The sequence below is a fragment of the Spirulina subsalsa CS-330 genome (genome assembly GCF_028330765.1).
GTDB lineage: Bacteria > Cyanobacteriota > Cyanobacteriia > Cyanobacteriales > Spirulinaceae > Spirulina > Spirulina subsalsa_A.
In genome coordinates this window covers 1-14,368 of sequence record NZ_JAQMTY010000264.1, presented here as the reverse complement: position 1 = coordinate 14,368, position 14,368 = coordinate 1, and the positions used below count along the sequence as shown (strand labels likewise).

Below are 14,368 nucleotides of genomic sequence, written 5' to 3'. Positions count from 1 at the left end.
TGCCTGTCGTAAGCCCCTTGCCTGTCGTAAGCCCCTTGCCTGTCGTAAGCCCCTTGCCTGTCGTAAGCCCCTTGCCTGTCCTAACAGATTTGTTCAGCGCTATAATACAATCGAACTAAGCCGAACTTCACCCCAGTCTCTAGACTATGGTTGCAAACCTCAACCCAAAACACCGTTGGACGATCGCCGATTTAGCCCTGTTTCCCGATAACGGTCATCGCTATGAAATTATCGACGGAGAGTTATTCGTGACCCGCGCCCCCCATTGGAAACATCAAAACGCCATCAATAACCTTGGCACTTACCTTACCCTCTGGACGAAACAACATCAACAAGGCAAAGTTTTAGCCACGCCCGGTTTGGTTTTTGCCGGGGAGGATAATGTGATTCCTGACTTGGTGTGGATTAGTGATGAACTGTTGGCCACCTGTGTGGATGAGTCGGGACATTTTACGGCGGCCCCGGAATTAGTCGTAGAAGTGCTATCCCAAACGCCGAGGGATATTAGTCGCGATCGCCAAATGAAACTCAAACTCTATTCACGGGTAGGGGTGCGGGAATATTGGATCATCGATTGGCAGCAGCAACGGGTGGAAATTTATCGGCGATCGCAAGCCAGCTTAGAACAAGTCAGCACCGTATTCGCTGAGGATGTGCTCACATCGCCCCTGTTCGCCGACTTTACCCTGGCCGTTGCTGATCTTTTTGGGTGAGTTGAGGGCCAGTCATGCGATCGCAGTTAGGGTATGGTTAAACACAGCGATGTTATCCCCTCCCCCATGTCCCGCGCCAAAGCCCTCCAGTATTACCTCCTGACCCGCATCTTGCTCGCCCCCTTGATGCTGCTCACCATCGTTTCCCTCGTCTTTCTCCTCCTCCGCGCCACCCCCGGCGATCCCGCCGATGCCATCCTCGGCAACCGCGCCCCCGAAGCCGCCAAAGAAGCCCTCCGCGAACAACTCGGCCTCTCTCAACCCCTCCCCATCCAATACCTCAGCTATCTAATTAGTCTGCTGAAGCTCGACCTCGGCACGTCGATCACCAGTCGCGGGTTACCCGTGTGGGATGTCATCCGCGATCACTTTCCCGCCACCGTGGAATTGACGTTTTATGGCATGCTGATCGCCGTTGTGTTGGGGGTGAGTATTGGGATGTTTGCGGCCTCGCGTCCGAATACGGTGTTTGATGCGGGCGGGCGATTATTTGGCATCATCACCTATTCCCTGCCGCTGTTTTGGATGGGGATGGTGTTTCAACTGATCTTTGCGGTGCAGTTTAAATGGTTCCCCTTGGGAACGCGCTTTCCGATTAACCTCGACCCCCCCAGCACGATCACAGGACTCTACACCCTCGACAGTGTGTTAACGGGGAATTGGAGCGCGTTGATCACGGCGTTTCATCATCTGGTGTTGCCCTGTTGTTCCTTGGGGCTGTTGTTAAGTGGAATTTTTGAGCGGATTGTGCGGGTGAATTTAAAACAAACCTTGCGGGCGGATTACGTGGAGGCAGCACGGGCGCGGGGCATTGGCGATCGCACCATCTTAATTTCCCACGCCCTCAAAAACGCCATGATCCCCGTGATTACCGTCCTGGGGCTAACCTTTGCCGCGTTATTAGGGGGCGCAGTGTTAACCGAAGTCACGTTTTCCTGGCCGGGGTTGGGGAACCGCCTTTATGAAGCCATCTCTCTGCGCGATTACCCCACCGTGCAGGGGATTATGGTGTTTTTCGGGGTGATTGTCGTCTTTGCCAGTATTGCGATCGACCTCATCAACGCCTACATCGACCCCCGGATTCGTTATTAACGTGTTGGGAGCAAGGGGCTGATGGAGGTTAATATTCAATCCGGTCATTGAAAAAGGCGCACAACCTCTAGCGAGCAAGATGCTCGCATTACGGAATGACCGGATTATTTCCTTAAGTTTCATCAGCCGCCTTGTTTTGCGGGTGATTATCGGATCTGAAGGTCTGGTGTATCCTATCAGGATGACCCTTGGTAGCTTTGAACGATTTTGCACCATGACTGACCCGCAAACTGACCTTCACCCCACCCTCGCGACGGCCTTGGCTTGTCTGGATGTTGATGTGGATACCGAGTTGGCCCGCTACCGTCGCCAGCGTCAACAGCATGAGCCGGTTCCCGCCTCGCCGCCGTCCGAGGTGGCAGCGATGACCCCCACAACGCCCACCAGCAAGGGGAAAGATCACGACATTGCCAACTATACCCAAACGCCCCAACGTCAACCCGATCCGGCCACCAGCCCCCAGGACTATCTCGCCTCCTCCGAAAAACTCCTCAAGACCCTCGACCAGGAACCGACCCAACCCCAGCGCAAACCCTGGTTAAACCCCCTGAATGTGGGCGCGATCGCCATGCTCGGCGTGGCGATCGCCCTAATTGTCTTTGCCCTCCGTGAACCGGCTCCCGTGGCTGAACCCGCCGACACAGGCGAGAGCGAAACCACAACGGCCACCGTTCCCTCGGAGGTGGGGCCGACGGGGGAACCGCTGGACGTGACCGGCCCGGACTTGGCCGATGATGACACCGACTCCGACCCGGACACCACCGCCGCAGCGCCAAATCCTGACACGGCGGATGCGGGGGATGAGACTGCACCCATTCCCGGCCGGCCGTCGGATCTCACCTCTGCCCTGCTTCCTGATCCCAATTCGCCGATCCCTAGCCCCGATGCCACGCCGGCCACCCCCGAACCCGATCCGGAATCGCTCCCGAATGTGGCCAGTGCTCCCCCTGATAATGACCCGTATTATTATGTGTTGGTGACTTACACGGGCGAAGCGTCATTACAACAGGCGCGATCGGCGGTGTCCGATGCCTATTTACGCCGGTTTCCCCAGGGGATTCAGGTGCAGTTGGGGGCGTTTGACAATGCGGCCGATGCGCAACGGTTGGTGAATGCGGTGCAGACTCAGGGGATTGTGGCGCAGATTTATCAGGCTCAAGAATCAGACTAAGGGGTTAGGATGACAGAAGAGCGGGGCGAGAGTTAAGGGGGAAACGGCGATGAATTTGTTGGGGCGAGCGTGGCAAGTGGTGCAGGCGAATGTGAATCATTGGCTCACCGCAACTGAAGATCCGGCCCAGATGCTAGAGCAGATTGTGGGGCAGATGAGCCAGGAGTTAACCCGGTTGCGGCAGGGGGTGGCGCAGGCGATCGCCACCCAAAAACGCACCGAACGCCAAGCCCACCAAAACGAAGCCGCCGCCGCTGATTGGCATCAACGGGCCCAGCTTGCCCTGAATCAAGGCAATGAAGCGATCGCCCGCGAAGCCCTCACCCGTCGTCAAACCTACCTCGACACGGCGGCACTGCTGCGCACCCAACTCCAGACCCAAACCGCAACGATCGCCCAACTCAAACAAGACCTCCACCGCCTCGAAACCAAATACCATCACGCTCGCCTCAAGCGCGATATGGTGTTAGCGCGGCTCCAATCGGCCCAAGCCAGTCAACGCTTGCAGACCCTTTTAACCGATACGGAGGACAGTCCTTGGGCGATGTTTGACAAGGTGGAGGCGCAAATTTTGGATCTTGAAGCTCAACGGGACGTGACACAATTGGGAACGTCGGGGCTTGAGGCGCGGTTTCAAACGTTGGAGCAGCGCGATCGCGTCGAAGCGGAGTTAAATCGTTTGAAACTGGAACAGGACAAACCCTAGGCCGACCTTGTGACACAATAACCATGGACAGACGAGACAACGGACAACAGGCTGCTGTGATGAGGGCAATGGATCAATGATTGAAGTTGAACACCTCAGCAAACGCTATGGCCCCCATCCCGCCATTGATGACGTTTGTTTTACCGTCGAACCGGGGGAAATTCTCGGCTTTCTCGGCCCCAACGGGGCGGGAAAAACGACGACGATGCGCATTCTGTCCGGCTACCTGCCAGCGACGGCAGGAACGGCACGGGTGGCGGGCTACGATGTCCACAGCCAATCGATGGCGGTGCGGCAGCGCATCGGCTATTTACCGGAAACGCCGCCCCTGTACGAAGACATGACGGTGCGGGGCTATCTTTTTTTTGTAGCGCGGCTTAAGGGGGTCTCGGCGGGCGATCGCGCCGCTCAAGTGGATCTCGCCATGGCGCAATGCAACCTTGAAACGGAACAGGATACCCTCATTTGTCGCCTCTCGAAGGGGTTCCGGCAGCGGGTCGGCTTGGCCCAAGCGATCGTCCATAATCCGCCGGTGATTATTCTGGATGAACCCACCGTGGGCCTCGATCCGCGTCAAATCATCGAGGTGCGCCACCTGATTAAAGGCCTCGCGGGGAATCATACGATCATTCTCTCGACCCATATTTTGCCGGAAGTGAGCATGACCTGCGATCGCGTTGCGATTATCAACCATGGCAAAATCGTCGCCACCGATACCCCCGATACCCTGATGGAAGCATTGGTGGGGAGTCTGGGCTATGCGGTGGAGGTGAGTGGGGCGACGCAACTGCTCACCCAAAAGTTAAACGCGATCGCCGGCGTGCGCGATGTGCAACTGTCGCCCTTGCCCGATTCGGCGCGAATGTTGCTGCATATCAACTGCCACGGCCACAGCGAACCGGGAGCCGCGATCGCCAGCACGATCATCAAGTCCGGCGGCCAACTCCACGCAATGCAACGCACCCGCCCCACCCTCGAAGATGTCTTCCTCGAACTCACCACCGAAGAGGAACCCATTCCCCCGGTTGAAGACCCCGAACCGATCCCCGACGAAGAACCCATTCCCCCCACCGAACCCACCCCCGAAGCTGCCAACCCAGAGCCAAAATGACCATTTTTGTTAACATCCTTGCCATCTTCCGCAAAGAACTGCAAAGCTACTTTCTCTCTCCCCTGGCCTACGTGGTGGCCGGTGTCTTTTGGCTGCTGTCGGGGATCGTGTTTGTGTATTTGCTCTTGAGTGATCAGGGCATTATCCAAGAAGTGGCCCTCAGTGAACAGTCCGGCATCCCCATGCCGCCGGTGGATGTGCCCTATCTCTTCCTGCTTCGCTATTTGGGGATCATTGGTTCGCTCACCTCCTTCATCGTGCCGCTGCTCTCCATGGGACTCTACGCCGAAGAACGCAAAGCCCACACCCTCGAACTCCTCGCCACCTCACCGGTTTATAACTGGGTTGTGGCCCTGGGGAAATTGGCGGGGGTGGTGGTGTTTTATATCACGTTGCTGATGCCGATGTTGGTGCTGGAATTCGTCGCCTTTGCCGCCGCCGATCGCCCCGTTCCGCCCGCTGTGCCGCTGTTGGCCCATTTGGCGTTAATTCTGCTCGCCACGGCCCTGTTGTCCTTGGGAATGTTTCTCTCGACCCTCACCAGCAGCACGATCATCGCGGCCATTCTGACCTTTACCCTGGTGATTGCCTTGGCGATGGTGGATCTGGTGGCGGAGCAGTTGGGGCAGCCCTTTGAAACGGCGATCGCTCACCTATCGTTGATCAAACATTACGACACCATGGTGCAAGGCGTTTTCGACAGCAGCAGCCTCTTCGTCTTTGCCAGCTACATCATCCTCGGCATTTTCCTCACCGCCCAATCGATCGAACTCCTCCGTTTCCAGCGCTCCTAAGATCCCATCTGGCTCGTCTTTTTGGTATTGGCAGCGTCTCCCGCCGTTACGGATCGGAGGATGCGATCGCCCCTTCCGGCGTTTGCACCATCGGAATTTCCACAATAAATTCCGCACCCTGGCCCGTCTCAGACTGACAGATCATCCGGCCGTGATGCCGTTCCACCACCACTTGATAGCTAATCGACAAGCCTAACCCCGTTCCTTTGCCCACCTCTTTAGTCGTGAAAAAAGGGTCAAACAATTTTGACTGCGTCTCTGGCTTAATCCCCATGCCATTATCTAAAATCCGAATCCGTAACCAATCGGCATCAATGATCTGGGTATAGATCCAAATCGTCGGATGCTCACCATCCACAAACTTCCCCCGCTCCCAAGATTCCGCCAACGCATCGATCGCATTGGCCAATAAATTCATAAACACTTGATTTAACTGCCCAGCGTAACATTCGACGCGAGGTAAATTCGCGTAGTCTTTCACCACCGCAATCGGATATTCCAGCCGAGGAATCGCCGCCTTGAGCCGATTTTTTAAAATCATTAAGGTGCTTTCAATGCCCTCGTGAATATCCACCTGTTTCACTTCTGCCTCATCTAAGCGGGAAAAGGTGCGCAAGGATTGGACAATCTCTTGAATCCGTTCTGTTCCCATCAAGAGAGAATCTTGTAAGTTGGGCAGGTCTTCTTTGAGGAAATCTAATTCAATGTCTTCAATGAGTTCTTGGAGGTCGTCGGGGATTTCAGGAAATAATTCTTGATAGCGATCGATGAGTTGAATTAAATCTTCGGTGTATTTTTTGGCATAGACCAAATTACCGGAAATAAAGTTAACGGGGTTATTAATCTCATGGGCGACCCCGGCCACCATTTGCCCGACACTGGACATTTTTTCACTTTGAATCAGTTGGGTTTGGGCCCGTTGGAGTTCTTCAAGGGTGCGCTGGAGTTTGACGCTGTGTTGTTTGTGGCGAATGGCTTCTTCGGCCTGTTTGCGTTCGGTGATGTCGCGAAAGGTTCCGGTAAAAAACGATCGCGCCCCTAAATTGGCCTTGGTTAAGGTCACTTCCAACGGAAACACCACCCCCCCCGCCCGATGGCCAATCATTTCCTGTTGACCATTGTTGAGCAGACGTTTCAAGAGGGTGGCGCGATCGCTGATCGTTTCGGCAGACCAGCCAATCAGATCCGCAATCGACAGCCTTAACAGTTCCTCGGCTGAATACCGAAACACCTTTTCCGCGCTGGGATTCGCCGTCAGTACCTGTAACGTCGAAGTATTAAAGGTGATAATCGCATCCGTTGCCGTGCTCACAATCGCATGGGTCTGCGTGATCGCCTCTTCCATCGCCGTCATCACCTGGTTATAGCGAGAGGCAATATGTCCCACCTCCGTAAACGGCGTGACGGGAACCCTGGCGCTGAGATCTTGGGTGCGGGCTTGATAGTCCATCACCTCTAGCAGGTCGTACACCTCCGTTTTGGCATCATGTTCTGAGACATTCAGACCCTTGGTTTCATCATCGGCAGAGACCCGCAGCGGAAAGATTCGATTGGTAATGTTCAAAATGATCCAAGTCAAGCCAAACGCCCACAGAAAGCCCACCGCGATCCCTAGCCCTTGCACCCCAATCTGTTGCCAGCGTCCCAAGCCAGTTCCCAATAAATCCAACTGCCCAAAGAACCCCACCGATAGAGTCCCCCAGGCTCCCGCCCCGCCATGCACCGCCACGGCATCCACCGCATCATCAATGCGCCATTGGTTGAGAAGATAAATCACGATGATCATGGCGGCGGCCCCACCGGAACCGATCAGAAACGCGAGGGGGGTGCTGACGGCATGGCAGGAGGCAGTAATGGCGACAAGACCGGCAATGGAACCATTGACGAGGGATTCCACTTTCGGGAGTTTGCGCCGCTTCCAGCCGATGATCGCCGCTGTGATCATGCCGCCAGCTCCGGCAATGACGGTATTGACGATAATGACGGGTACTTGGGGGGTGAGGGCGAGGGTACTGCCGCCGTTGAACCCCAACCAACCAAACCAGAGCAGCATCGCCCCCAAGACGGAGAGGGGCAGGTTGGAGCCGTGGATGGTTTGGGGGGATTGGTCTTGGGGGAAACGGCCGAGGCGTGGGCCGATCACCATCAGGGTGGCGAGACCAATCCAGCCCCCGACGCTATGCACCACGGTTGATCCGGCAAAGTCCACAAAGCCGAGTTGGCCGAGCCAACCGGCACTGGTGTTTTGATCCACACCATTCCAGACCCAGTGACCGTAGATGGGGTAGATGAACCCAGAGGCGATCGCAGAGATCACTAAATAGGCATTGAATTTTAGACGTTCCGCCACCGCCCCTGAAACGATCGTGGTCGCGGTGCTACAAAACATCATCTGAAAGAGGAAAAAGGTGGCAATCTGAGGGCTGCCCGTAAAATCCAATAAAAAACCTGTCTGTCCAATCACCCCCCACTGACTGAGTCCAAACATTAAGGCATAGCCAAACAGCCAAAAGATGGTCACGGAAATGCCAAAATCAGCGAGATTTTTGACCGCAACATTGATGTTGTTTTTGGATCGTGTCAGTCCAGATTCAAGACACATGAAGCCTGGCTGCATCAAGAAGACCAGGCCGGCAGAAACAATCACCCAAAGAATGTCAGTCACTGGCGTTGTAGGAGTCACGGTTATGTTGCTATTGTGTCGGGTATGCTACGGAGATGTTGTGATGTGTTATACATTAATTCTGGGGGAGAGAATCAATCGTTTAACAAAACTGAATTATTCTTTTTAGACTAAAAATAGAACCGAAATAATCGGATCTGAGCGTGATGGGAGGGAGGGAATTGATCCGCTGGATGGTCTGTTTTTCGATCCTGTTGCATTCCGAAAAACCACGTAACTGGTCGATACTCTCCGGCTGCCTCACTGCTTTATACGGGATTCAGGCTTCGGTAACAGGAGAGTTTGCGGGCTGAGAGCCGATCAGGAGGGTTGGGGGGATTGTACCGGTCACTAAAACGGCGATCGCTGCCCCCACCGATACCCTGGCTACTGCTGATACACAACGTTCCACTGTTGACCTCGCCTGTGTCTAAGCCCCCTTGCTGTCAAGGCAGCGAGCTAGAAGCTACATAAGATTCTAGTGCAGCGTCAAGACTTACTATTCGGATTGTCTTGAATGTCCAACGCTCAACGTGACGGTGCGTTACGCTTCGCTAACAGCACCCTACAACCATCCTAATTCTTGGCATTGACGCTGCACTAGTGTGAGCCTCTGGCTCACTTATCCCCCCTCCCCATTCAAGGTTATGTATAAGCAGTGAGGGTGGCTGCGCGAACGGTGCTGACAATGGTGTTGAGTTGCTCGAAGTTGACCCGATAGCTGAGGGGGTGGGCGATGAGATGGGCGGTACTTTCAAACAACACATCGATTTCCACTAGGCCATTTTCCAACAGGGTGCGGCCGGTGGAAACGAGATCCACGATCGCTTCTGACATCCCGGTAATCGGCCCCAATTCCACGGAACCGGAGAGGGGAATGATTTCCACCGGGAGGTCGAGTTGGCGAAAATAGTCGCGGGCACAATGGACGAATTTTGAGGCGACGCGACCATGGGGCGGCAATTCCAACGAAGACCGATAGCCGCTGGTTTTGGGCACGGCCACCGAGAGCCGACAGCCGCCAAAGTGGAGGTTTGCCAGTTGGGCGACGTTGGGTTTTTTCTCCCGTAGCACGTCGTAGCCGACGATGCCGAGTTGGGCTTGACCATATTCCACATAGACGGGCACGTCTTGGGCGCGGACGAGGAGGGCGCGGGCGGTTCCGGTGGGGTCGGTGATTTGGAGTTGGCGGGTTTGACCGTCGAGGAAGAGGCTGAAGTCAAGCCCTACGGATTGAAAGAGGCGGATGCTGTCTTTGAGGAGTGCGCCTTTGGGGAGTGCGATCGTCAGCATAGGAGAAAATAGCAGAATAAGGAGTGAATCAGTGGGGCTTAGATATAGCAGAGGTCAGCGTGCTGAGGACAGCTAAACTCTCTCGGAACAAGGGGCTTAAGCTCCTTGCCTGTCCTCACAAATCTGGCTAGTGCTATACAACGGGGCCTAAGGGTTCAATATACCGTAGTTCAGGATGATTCTTGGGGATTGAATCAGGAGACCAAATGCGAATTTTATTGGTGGATGATGAGGTGGAGTTGACCGCGCCCTTGAGTCAGGCGCTGGGTCAGGAGGGGTATCAGGTGGATGTGGCCCATCGGGGCAGTGTGGGGTTGGCGTTGGCCCAGGCGGAGGGGTATCAGTTGTTGATTCTGGATTGGATGATGCCGTCGCTGTCGGGGTTGGAGATTTGCCAAACGTTGCGATCGCACGGCGATGAAACCCCGGTGTTGTTTCTGACGGCGAAAGATACCTTGGATGACCGGGTGCAGGGCCTCGATGCGGGGGCGGATGACTATTTGGTGAAACCCTTTGAATTGCGGGAACTGTTGGCGCGGGTGCGGGCCCTGTTGCGGCGATCGCCTGCCCAGTCTTCCCCTCGCTTCACCATTGCCGATCTCGAATTCGACCCCGATAATCGGGTCGCCTATCGGGGCGATCGCCAAATTGATCTCTCAGAAAAAGAAGCGCAATTGCTCTGTTATTTTCTCCAAAACCGGGGTCAAGTGCTCACCCATACCACCATCCAAGCCCATCTCTGGGGCCCCACCGCCCAACCCAACAGCAATGTATTAGCGGCCCTCGTCCGGCTCCTGCGGCGCAAACTTGAACATCTCCCCGAAACTGCCCTGATTCATACGGTGTACGGCAAGGGCTACCGCTTTGGCGAAGGAGAACGATGAGCCGCCCCCAGATATAGCAGGGGTCGAGATCGGTAGGACGGCAAGGAGCTTAAGCCCCTTGTTCCTAAACATACCGTCGTCCGAACCCTCTTTTCCCATTGCTATAGGCCGCTGAGGGAGAGATAACCCGGCCTAGTTGTCAGTATGATTACAGATACTCTTCTTTTTCTCTCCCAAGATTATCGAAAAGATAATCAGTATACTGAGAGGGATGCGCCCCTCCATCTGGAACCGTTTGATTGATCATAGCCCTATGCTTCTTGGAGAGCAGAAAAACCCTTGAATGTGCTGCTTGGAACTCTTGCGATGGTCGGAGTTTCTCCAGAATTACTGGGGAGTAGTGTCTGTTTAATCCTGGGCTTTGTCCTAGGTCGCTGGATGCGATCGCGCCCGGTAAACCCTCCGCCCCCCTCACCTCCCCATCTTCCCCCTCCACCGGAGAGCGGATTAACACCCCCGCGCCCCTTACCCATCTCCACCACCCTGGATTTAACGAATGATCCAGAGCTAGTGCAAACCCTCTTTGAAGCCAACCCGGCCTTTTTTCTTGCCCTCACGCCCAACGGCAAAATAGCGGCGATGAACACCGCCATGCTCGTCACCTTGGGCTATGAACTCGACGAAGTGCTCGGCCAAGACTACATCAAACTCTGTGTTCCCCCTGAAGAATGGGATCAGGCGGAAGATTTTTTGATCCAACTCAGTGCCTCTCTGGGCTTGAGTTTATCGGTGAATCAAGTCTTAACCCAGAACGGGGATACCCTGACGGTGGAATGGCAAGCGAAACCGATTTTGAGTCGCGATCGCACCACCTGCGAATTCTTCTTCATGGCGGGCATGGATGTCACCGAACGCGAACGCGCCGAAGAAGAACTGCACCTCCTCCATTGCATTACCCATTCCGTCAGTGTCGCCGCTGATTTTGACCAAGCCCTGCGGGAAGTGTTAGGGATGCTGTGTGAAACCACCGGCTGGGAATTGGGTTCTGTCTGGGTTCCCCATCCCAGCCAAACCCATCTCGAACTCAGCCCCGTCTACTACATTAATTCCACCCTCAACCCCACCACCCAAGACCACCTCACCCAGTTTTGGCAGCAGAGCCAAGCGTTTACCTTTGCCATGGGGGAAGGATTACCGGGCCAAGTCTGGCAAACCCAAACCCCCCGTTGGGTTCCGAATCTGGCCCAACAGGAGCGATCGAACGTTGCCCGCCAAGACATTATGAACCATTGGGGGATTCGCGCCAGCCTCTTCGCCCCCATCATCGCCGATCAACAGGTGTTAGCCGTCCTGGAATTCGTCATGAGCAAAACCGGCCAAGAAGACCCCCGCTTTGTAGAACTGATTTCTTCGGTGGCGATGCAACTCGGTGGCGTGTTTCAGCGCAAACGGGCCGAAGCCATGTCCCAAGCCGCCGAAGCCAAATACCGCAGCATTTTTGAAAATGCCGTTGAAGGGATTTTCCAGATCGACACCTGCGGCCAGTACCTCAGCGTCAACCCCGCCATGGCCCATATCTATGGGTACGACTCCGCCGCCACCTTTTTGGCCGTGCAATCCGAGAATCCTCACCCCCCCTACGTCCAGCCCGAACGTTACCAAGAACTTCTTTTGCACCTCCAGATTCACGGCGAAGTGAAGGAATTTGAGTCTCAGATCTATCAACAGGATGGCCGGGTGATCTGGATTTCTGAAAATGCGCGGCGGGTGGTGGATCACTTGGCGCAAGATGAGCAAAATCTGCCCAAGGTTTATTACGAAGGCTGTGTGGTGGACATTACCAGCCGCAAACGGGCTGAAGAAAATCTGCGGTACAGCGCCACCCATGATGCCTTAACGGGGTTGTGGAATCGGGCTTATTTCTTGCAACAGGTGAACCAGGCGATTCAGGCGGCGCAGTCTCGTGAGGCTCAGTTTGCGGTGCTGTTTTTGGATTTGGATGGGTTTAAGTTGGTCAATGATAGTTTGGGGCATTGGCTGGGGGATGCCCTGTTAGTGACGATCGCCCGCCTCTTGCAGGGGTGTTTGCGTCCTACGGATACCTTGGCCCGTTTGGGGGGGGATGAATTTACGATTCTGATGACCCCGTTGCCCACACCGGAGGCGGCGATCGCCCTCGCCAACAAAATTATCACCACCCTCTCCGAACCAATGCAGATCGGCGGCCATACGGTGTTCAGCGGCACGAGTATCGGCGTTGTCATTCATCAAGCTCTTTATTCCCAAGCTGAAGAAATCCTCCAAAATGCCGATATTGCCATGTATCGCGCCAAAGCCCAGGGTAAAAATCAGGCTGTCTGTTTTGATCCGGCGATGCGACTGACGATTATGCGCCGCCAAAAACTGGATACGGACTTACGCAGTGCGATTGAACGTTCAGAATTATGTTTGTACTATCAGCCGATTGTGGATTTACAAACCTATCAATTGGTGGGGTTTGAGGCTTTAGTGCGCTGGCAGCATCCTGAGGAAGGGTGGTTGTCGCCCACGGAATTTATTCCTCTGGCGGAGGAGCGGGGCCAAATTCAAGCCTTGGGGGCGTGGGTGCTCAAGGAGGCTTGCCAACAGGTGCAGGCATGGCAGGAGGTGTTTAATCTGCCGCTGCAAATTAGTGTGAATTTATCGAGTCGGCAACTGACCTGGGACTTGAGCGATCGCGTTGCCACGATCCTCGCTGAAACGCGCTTATCGCCCCACAATTTGAAGCTCGAAATCACCGAAACGGCGTTAATGGATGATCCCGAAACCGCGATCGCCATTCTGCGACAACTCAAAACCCAAGCGATCCAACTCTGTATTGATGACTTTGGCACGGGCTACTGTTCCTTAAGTTATCTCGATCACTTTCCCCTCGATGTCTTGAAAATCGATAAATCCTTTGTCGACGATATCCACTATCCCCGCAATGCGGAAATCGTCCGGGCGATCATCGCCTTGGCCCAGGGTCTGAACCTGAGCATCATCGCCGAAGGCATTGAATCTGAACCCCAACTTCAAACCCTCTGCACCTTCTGTTGTCCCTACGGCCAAGGCTATTTTTTCTCGCGTCCCTTGAATGTCCAGAACACCGTCGCACTGCTCCATCGCGTGCAACAGGGATTCTCGTTTCTCCCGTCCTCTCTCCGTCGCTAGTCCACCAGCGGCTAGGCGATCATTTCAGTGGCGAAACTCGTCCAGCGCTTAAACCGAAACGCCCCCGCCACGGAACCCCACACGGCGGCATCGGTGTCTAGATCGCGCCCCCGATCCCAACTTTGAAAGAGCGCCTCATCAATTTCAAAGGTGCTGTCGAGGTAGGTTTCTTGACCCTTACGCACCACACGACAGGCTTTACCCGGTTCCACATTGCCCCTAAAACTATGGCCCGTCCATTGCACGATCATGTTACAGCCGGGCATCAGGGTGAGGCGATCGCCCGTTAATGCCGCCAACCGTTCCGGCTCCCGACTCGCCCCCCAAAAGTCCTTCTCATCCTTGACAAGAAAATTTTCAATCTCGATGTGATCCCCGACGGTTTTCAAATTCAGCACCCGCAGCCGATAGGGACTATTCAGCATATAGTCGTAGGCCTGTTCCACCAGTAAGCTGATCCCGTCGAGACCCGTGGCCGGTGCTTTGCGCATACAGACGCGAATATGGGCAAAAAAGGGCGGATTTTCGTAGGCTTGCTCTTGGTTGCTGAAATCCGCCGCCATCCAGCGGGCTAGGGTCAACACATCGGTGGAATGGGTCATAGCACTAGGGGGTTAATTGTCCTTCCATTAAACGGAAAAAGAGGAATTGTGTCACCTGTTCCGCGCTGAAATTGTTATCACTGACGAGGACGAGGAGGGAACTGCCATCAGCTAAACGGGGGCCGAGGGTCATGCCTTCGAGGTTGTCGAGGGGGATGGGTAAGGTGCTGAGATCGAGGAGGAGTCGTTTTTTGAGGGGGGTGACGGT

12 protein-coding genes are annotated in these 14,368 nt (G+C 54.9%); 8 read left to right on the top strand and 4 right to left on the bottom strand.

The features are described 5' to 3' along the window. The first annotated feature begins 146 nt into the window (after window positions 1-146). The 6 genes from PN477_RS18190 to PN477_RS18165 all read left to right on the top strand — a co-directional run bounded on the left by PN477_RS18190 (window position 147) and on the right by PN477_RS18165 (window position 5,587). Window positions 147-713, top strand: a complete 567-nt coding sequence (locus PN477_RS18190; protein WP_272120032.1) for a Uma2 family endonuclease — start codon at window positions 147-149, stop codon at window positions 711-713. Window positions 714-779: 66 nt separating this feature from the next. Then, complete coding sequence (locus PN477_RS18185) at window positions 780-1,805, top strand: ABC transporter permease (RefSeq protein ID WP_272147529.1); 1,026 nt, start codon at window positions 780-782, stop codon at window positions 1,803-1,805. A gap of 214 nt (window positions 1,806-2,019) precedes the next feature. Next, a complete protein-coding gene (locus tag PN477_RS18180) occupies window positions 2,020-2,976 on the top strand; it encodes an SPOR domain-containing protein (protein ID WP_272120030.1) in 957 nt (318 codons plus the stop codon). Between the two features lie 49 nt (window positions 2,977-3,025). Beyond that, window positions 3,026-3,682, top strand: a complete 657-nt coding sequence (locus PN477_RS18175) for a PspA/IM30 family protein (protein WP_272120029.1) — start codon at window positions 3,026-3,028, stop codon at window positions 3,680-3,682. A gap of 76 nt (window positions 3,683-3,758) precedes the next feature. Continuing rightward, a complete protein-coding gene (locus PN477_RS18170) occupies window positions 3,759-4,793 on the top strand; it encodes an ABC transporter ATP-binding protein (RefSeq protein ID WP_272120028.1) in 1,035 nt (344 codons plus the stop codon). After that, the gene (locus tag PN477_RS18165; RefSeq protein WP_272120027.1) at window positions 4,790-5,587 is read left to right on the top strand and encodes an ABC transporter permease; all 798 of its coding nucleotides are present in this window, start codon (window positions 4,790-4,792) and stop codon (window positions 5,585-5,587) included. Before PN477_RS18170 ends, PN477_RS18165 begins: the two co-directional genes overlap by 4 nt. 46 nt (window positions 5,588-5,633) lie before the next feature. Here PN477_RS18165 and amt read toward each other — a convergent pair whose 3' ends face one another. Together amt and hisG are read right to left on the bottom strand one after the other, a co-directional pair. Continuing rightward, window positions 5,634-8,252, bottom strand: coding sequence for an ammonium transporter (amt, locus tag PN477_RS18160; protein WP_272120026.1), 2,619 nt, complete (start codon window positions 8,250-8,252; stop codon window positions 5,634-5,636). Window positions 8,253-8,894: 642 nt separating this feature from the next. Next, the gene (gene hisG / locus PN477_RS18155) at window positions 8,895-9,542 is read right to left on the bottom strand and encodes an ATP phosphoribosyltransferase (protein WP_272119599.1); all 648 of its coding nucleotides are present in this window, start codon (window positions 9,540-9,542) and stop codon (window positions 8,895-8,897) included. 206 nt (window positions 9,543-9,748) lie between these two features. Here hisG and rppA point away from each other — a divergent pair, with 206 nt between their 5' ends. After that, complete coding sequence (gene rppA, locus PN477_RS18150; RefSeq protein WP_272119600.1) at window positions 9,749-10,426, top strand: two-component system response regulator RppA; 678 nt, start codon at window positions 9,749-9,751, stop codon at window positions 10,424-10,426. A 306-nt stretch (window positions 10,427-10,732) separates the two neighbouring features. Continuing rightward, window positions 10,733-13,558 (top strand): sensor domain-containing protein, encoded by a 2,826-nt coding sequence (locus PN477_RS18145; RefSeq protein ID WP_272119601.1) that lies wholly within the window; start codon window positions 10,733-10,735, stop codon window positions 13,556-13,558. A gap of 11 nt (window positions 13,559-13,569) precedes the next feature. On the opposite strand, the gene PN477_RS18140 is transcribed toward PN477_RS18145, so the two are convergent. Together PN477_RS18140 and PN477_RS18135 are read right to left on the bottom strand one after the other, a co-directional pair. Continuing rightward, window positions 13,570-14,160, bottom strand: a complete 591-nt coding sequence (locus tag PN477_RS18140; protein ID WP_272119602.1) for a chromophore lyase CpcT/CpeT — start codon at window positions 14,158-14,160, stop codon at window positions 13,570-13,572. Between the two features lie 4 nt (window positions 14,161-14,164). After that, window positions 14,165-14,368: esterase-like activity of phytase family protein (locus tag PN477_RS18135; RefSeq protein ID WP_272147528.1), on the bottom strand; the 204-nt coding region annotated here is incomplete at its 5' end.

Bases quoted from the DNA above. Each gene is read 5' to 3' on its own strand.
- PN477_RS18190 (WP_272120032.1), top strand. From the start codon at position 147: ATGGTTGCAAACCTCAACCCAAAACACCGTTGGACGATCGCCGATTTA.
- PN477_RS18185 (WP_272147529.1), top strand. From the start codon at position 780: ATGTCCCGCGCCAAAGCCCTCCAGTATTACCTCCTGACCCGCATCTTG.
- PN477_RS18180 (WP_272120030.1), top strand. From the start codon at position 2,020: ATGACTGACCCGCAAACTGACCTTCACCCCACCCTCGCGACGGCCTTG.
- PN477_RS18175 (WP_272120029.1), top strand. From the start codon at position 3,026: ATGAATTTGTTGGGGCGAGCGTGGCAAGTGGTGCAGGCGAATGTGAAT.
- PN477_RS18170 (WP_272120028.1), top strand. From the start codon at position 3,759: ATGATTGAAGTTGAACACCTCAGCAAACGCTATGGCCCCCATCCCGCC.
- PN477_RS18165 (WP_272120027.1), top strand. From the start codon at position 4,790: ATGACCATTTTTGTTAACATCCTTGCCATCTTCCGCAAAGAACTGCAA.
- hisG (WP_272119599.1), bottom strand. From the start codon at position 9,542: ATGCTGACGATCGCACTCCCCAAAGGCGCACTCCTCAAAGACAGCATC.
- rppA (WP_272119600.1), top strand. From the start codon at position 9,749: ATGCGAATTTTATTGGTGGATGATGAGGTGGAGTTGACCGCGCCCTTG.
- PN477_RS18145 (WP_272119601.1), top strand. From the start codon at position 10,733: ATGGTCGGAGTTTCTCCAGAATTACTGGGGAGTAGTGTCTGTTTAATC.
- PN477_RS18140 (WP_272119602.1), bottom strand. From the start codon at position 14,160: ATGACCCATTCCACCGATGTGTTGACCCTAGCCCGCTGGATGGCGGCG.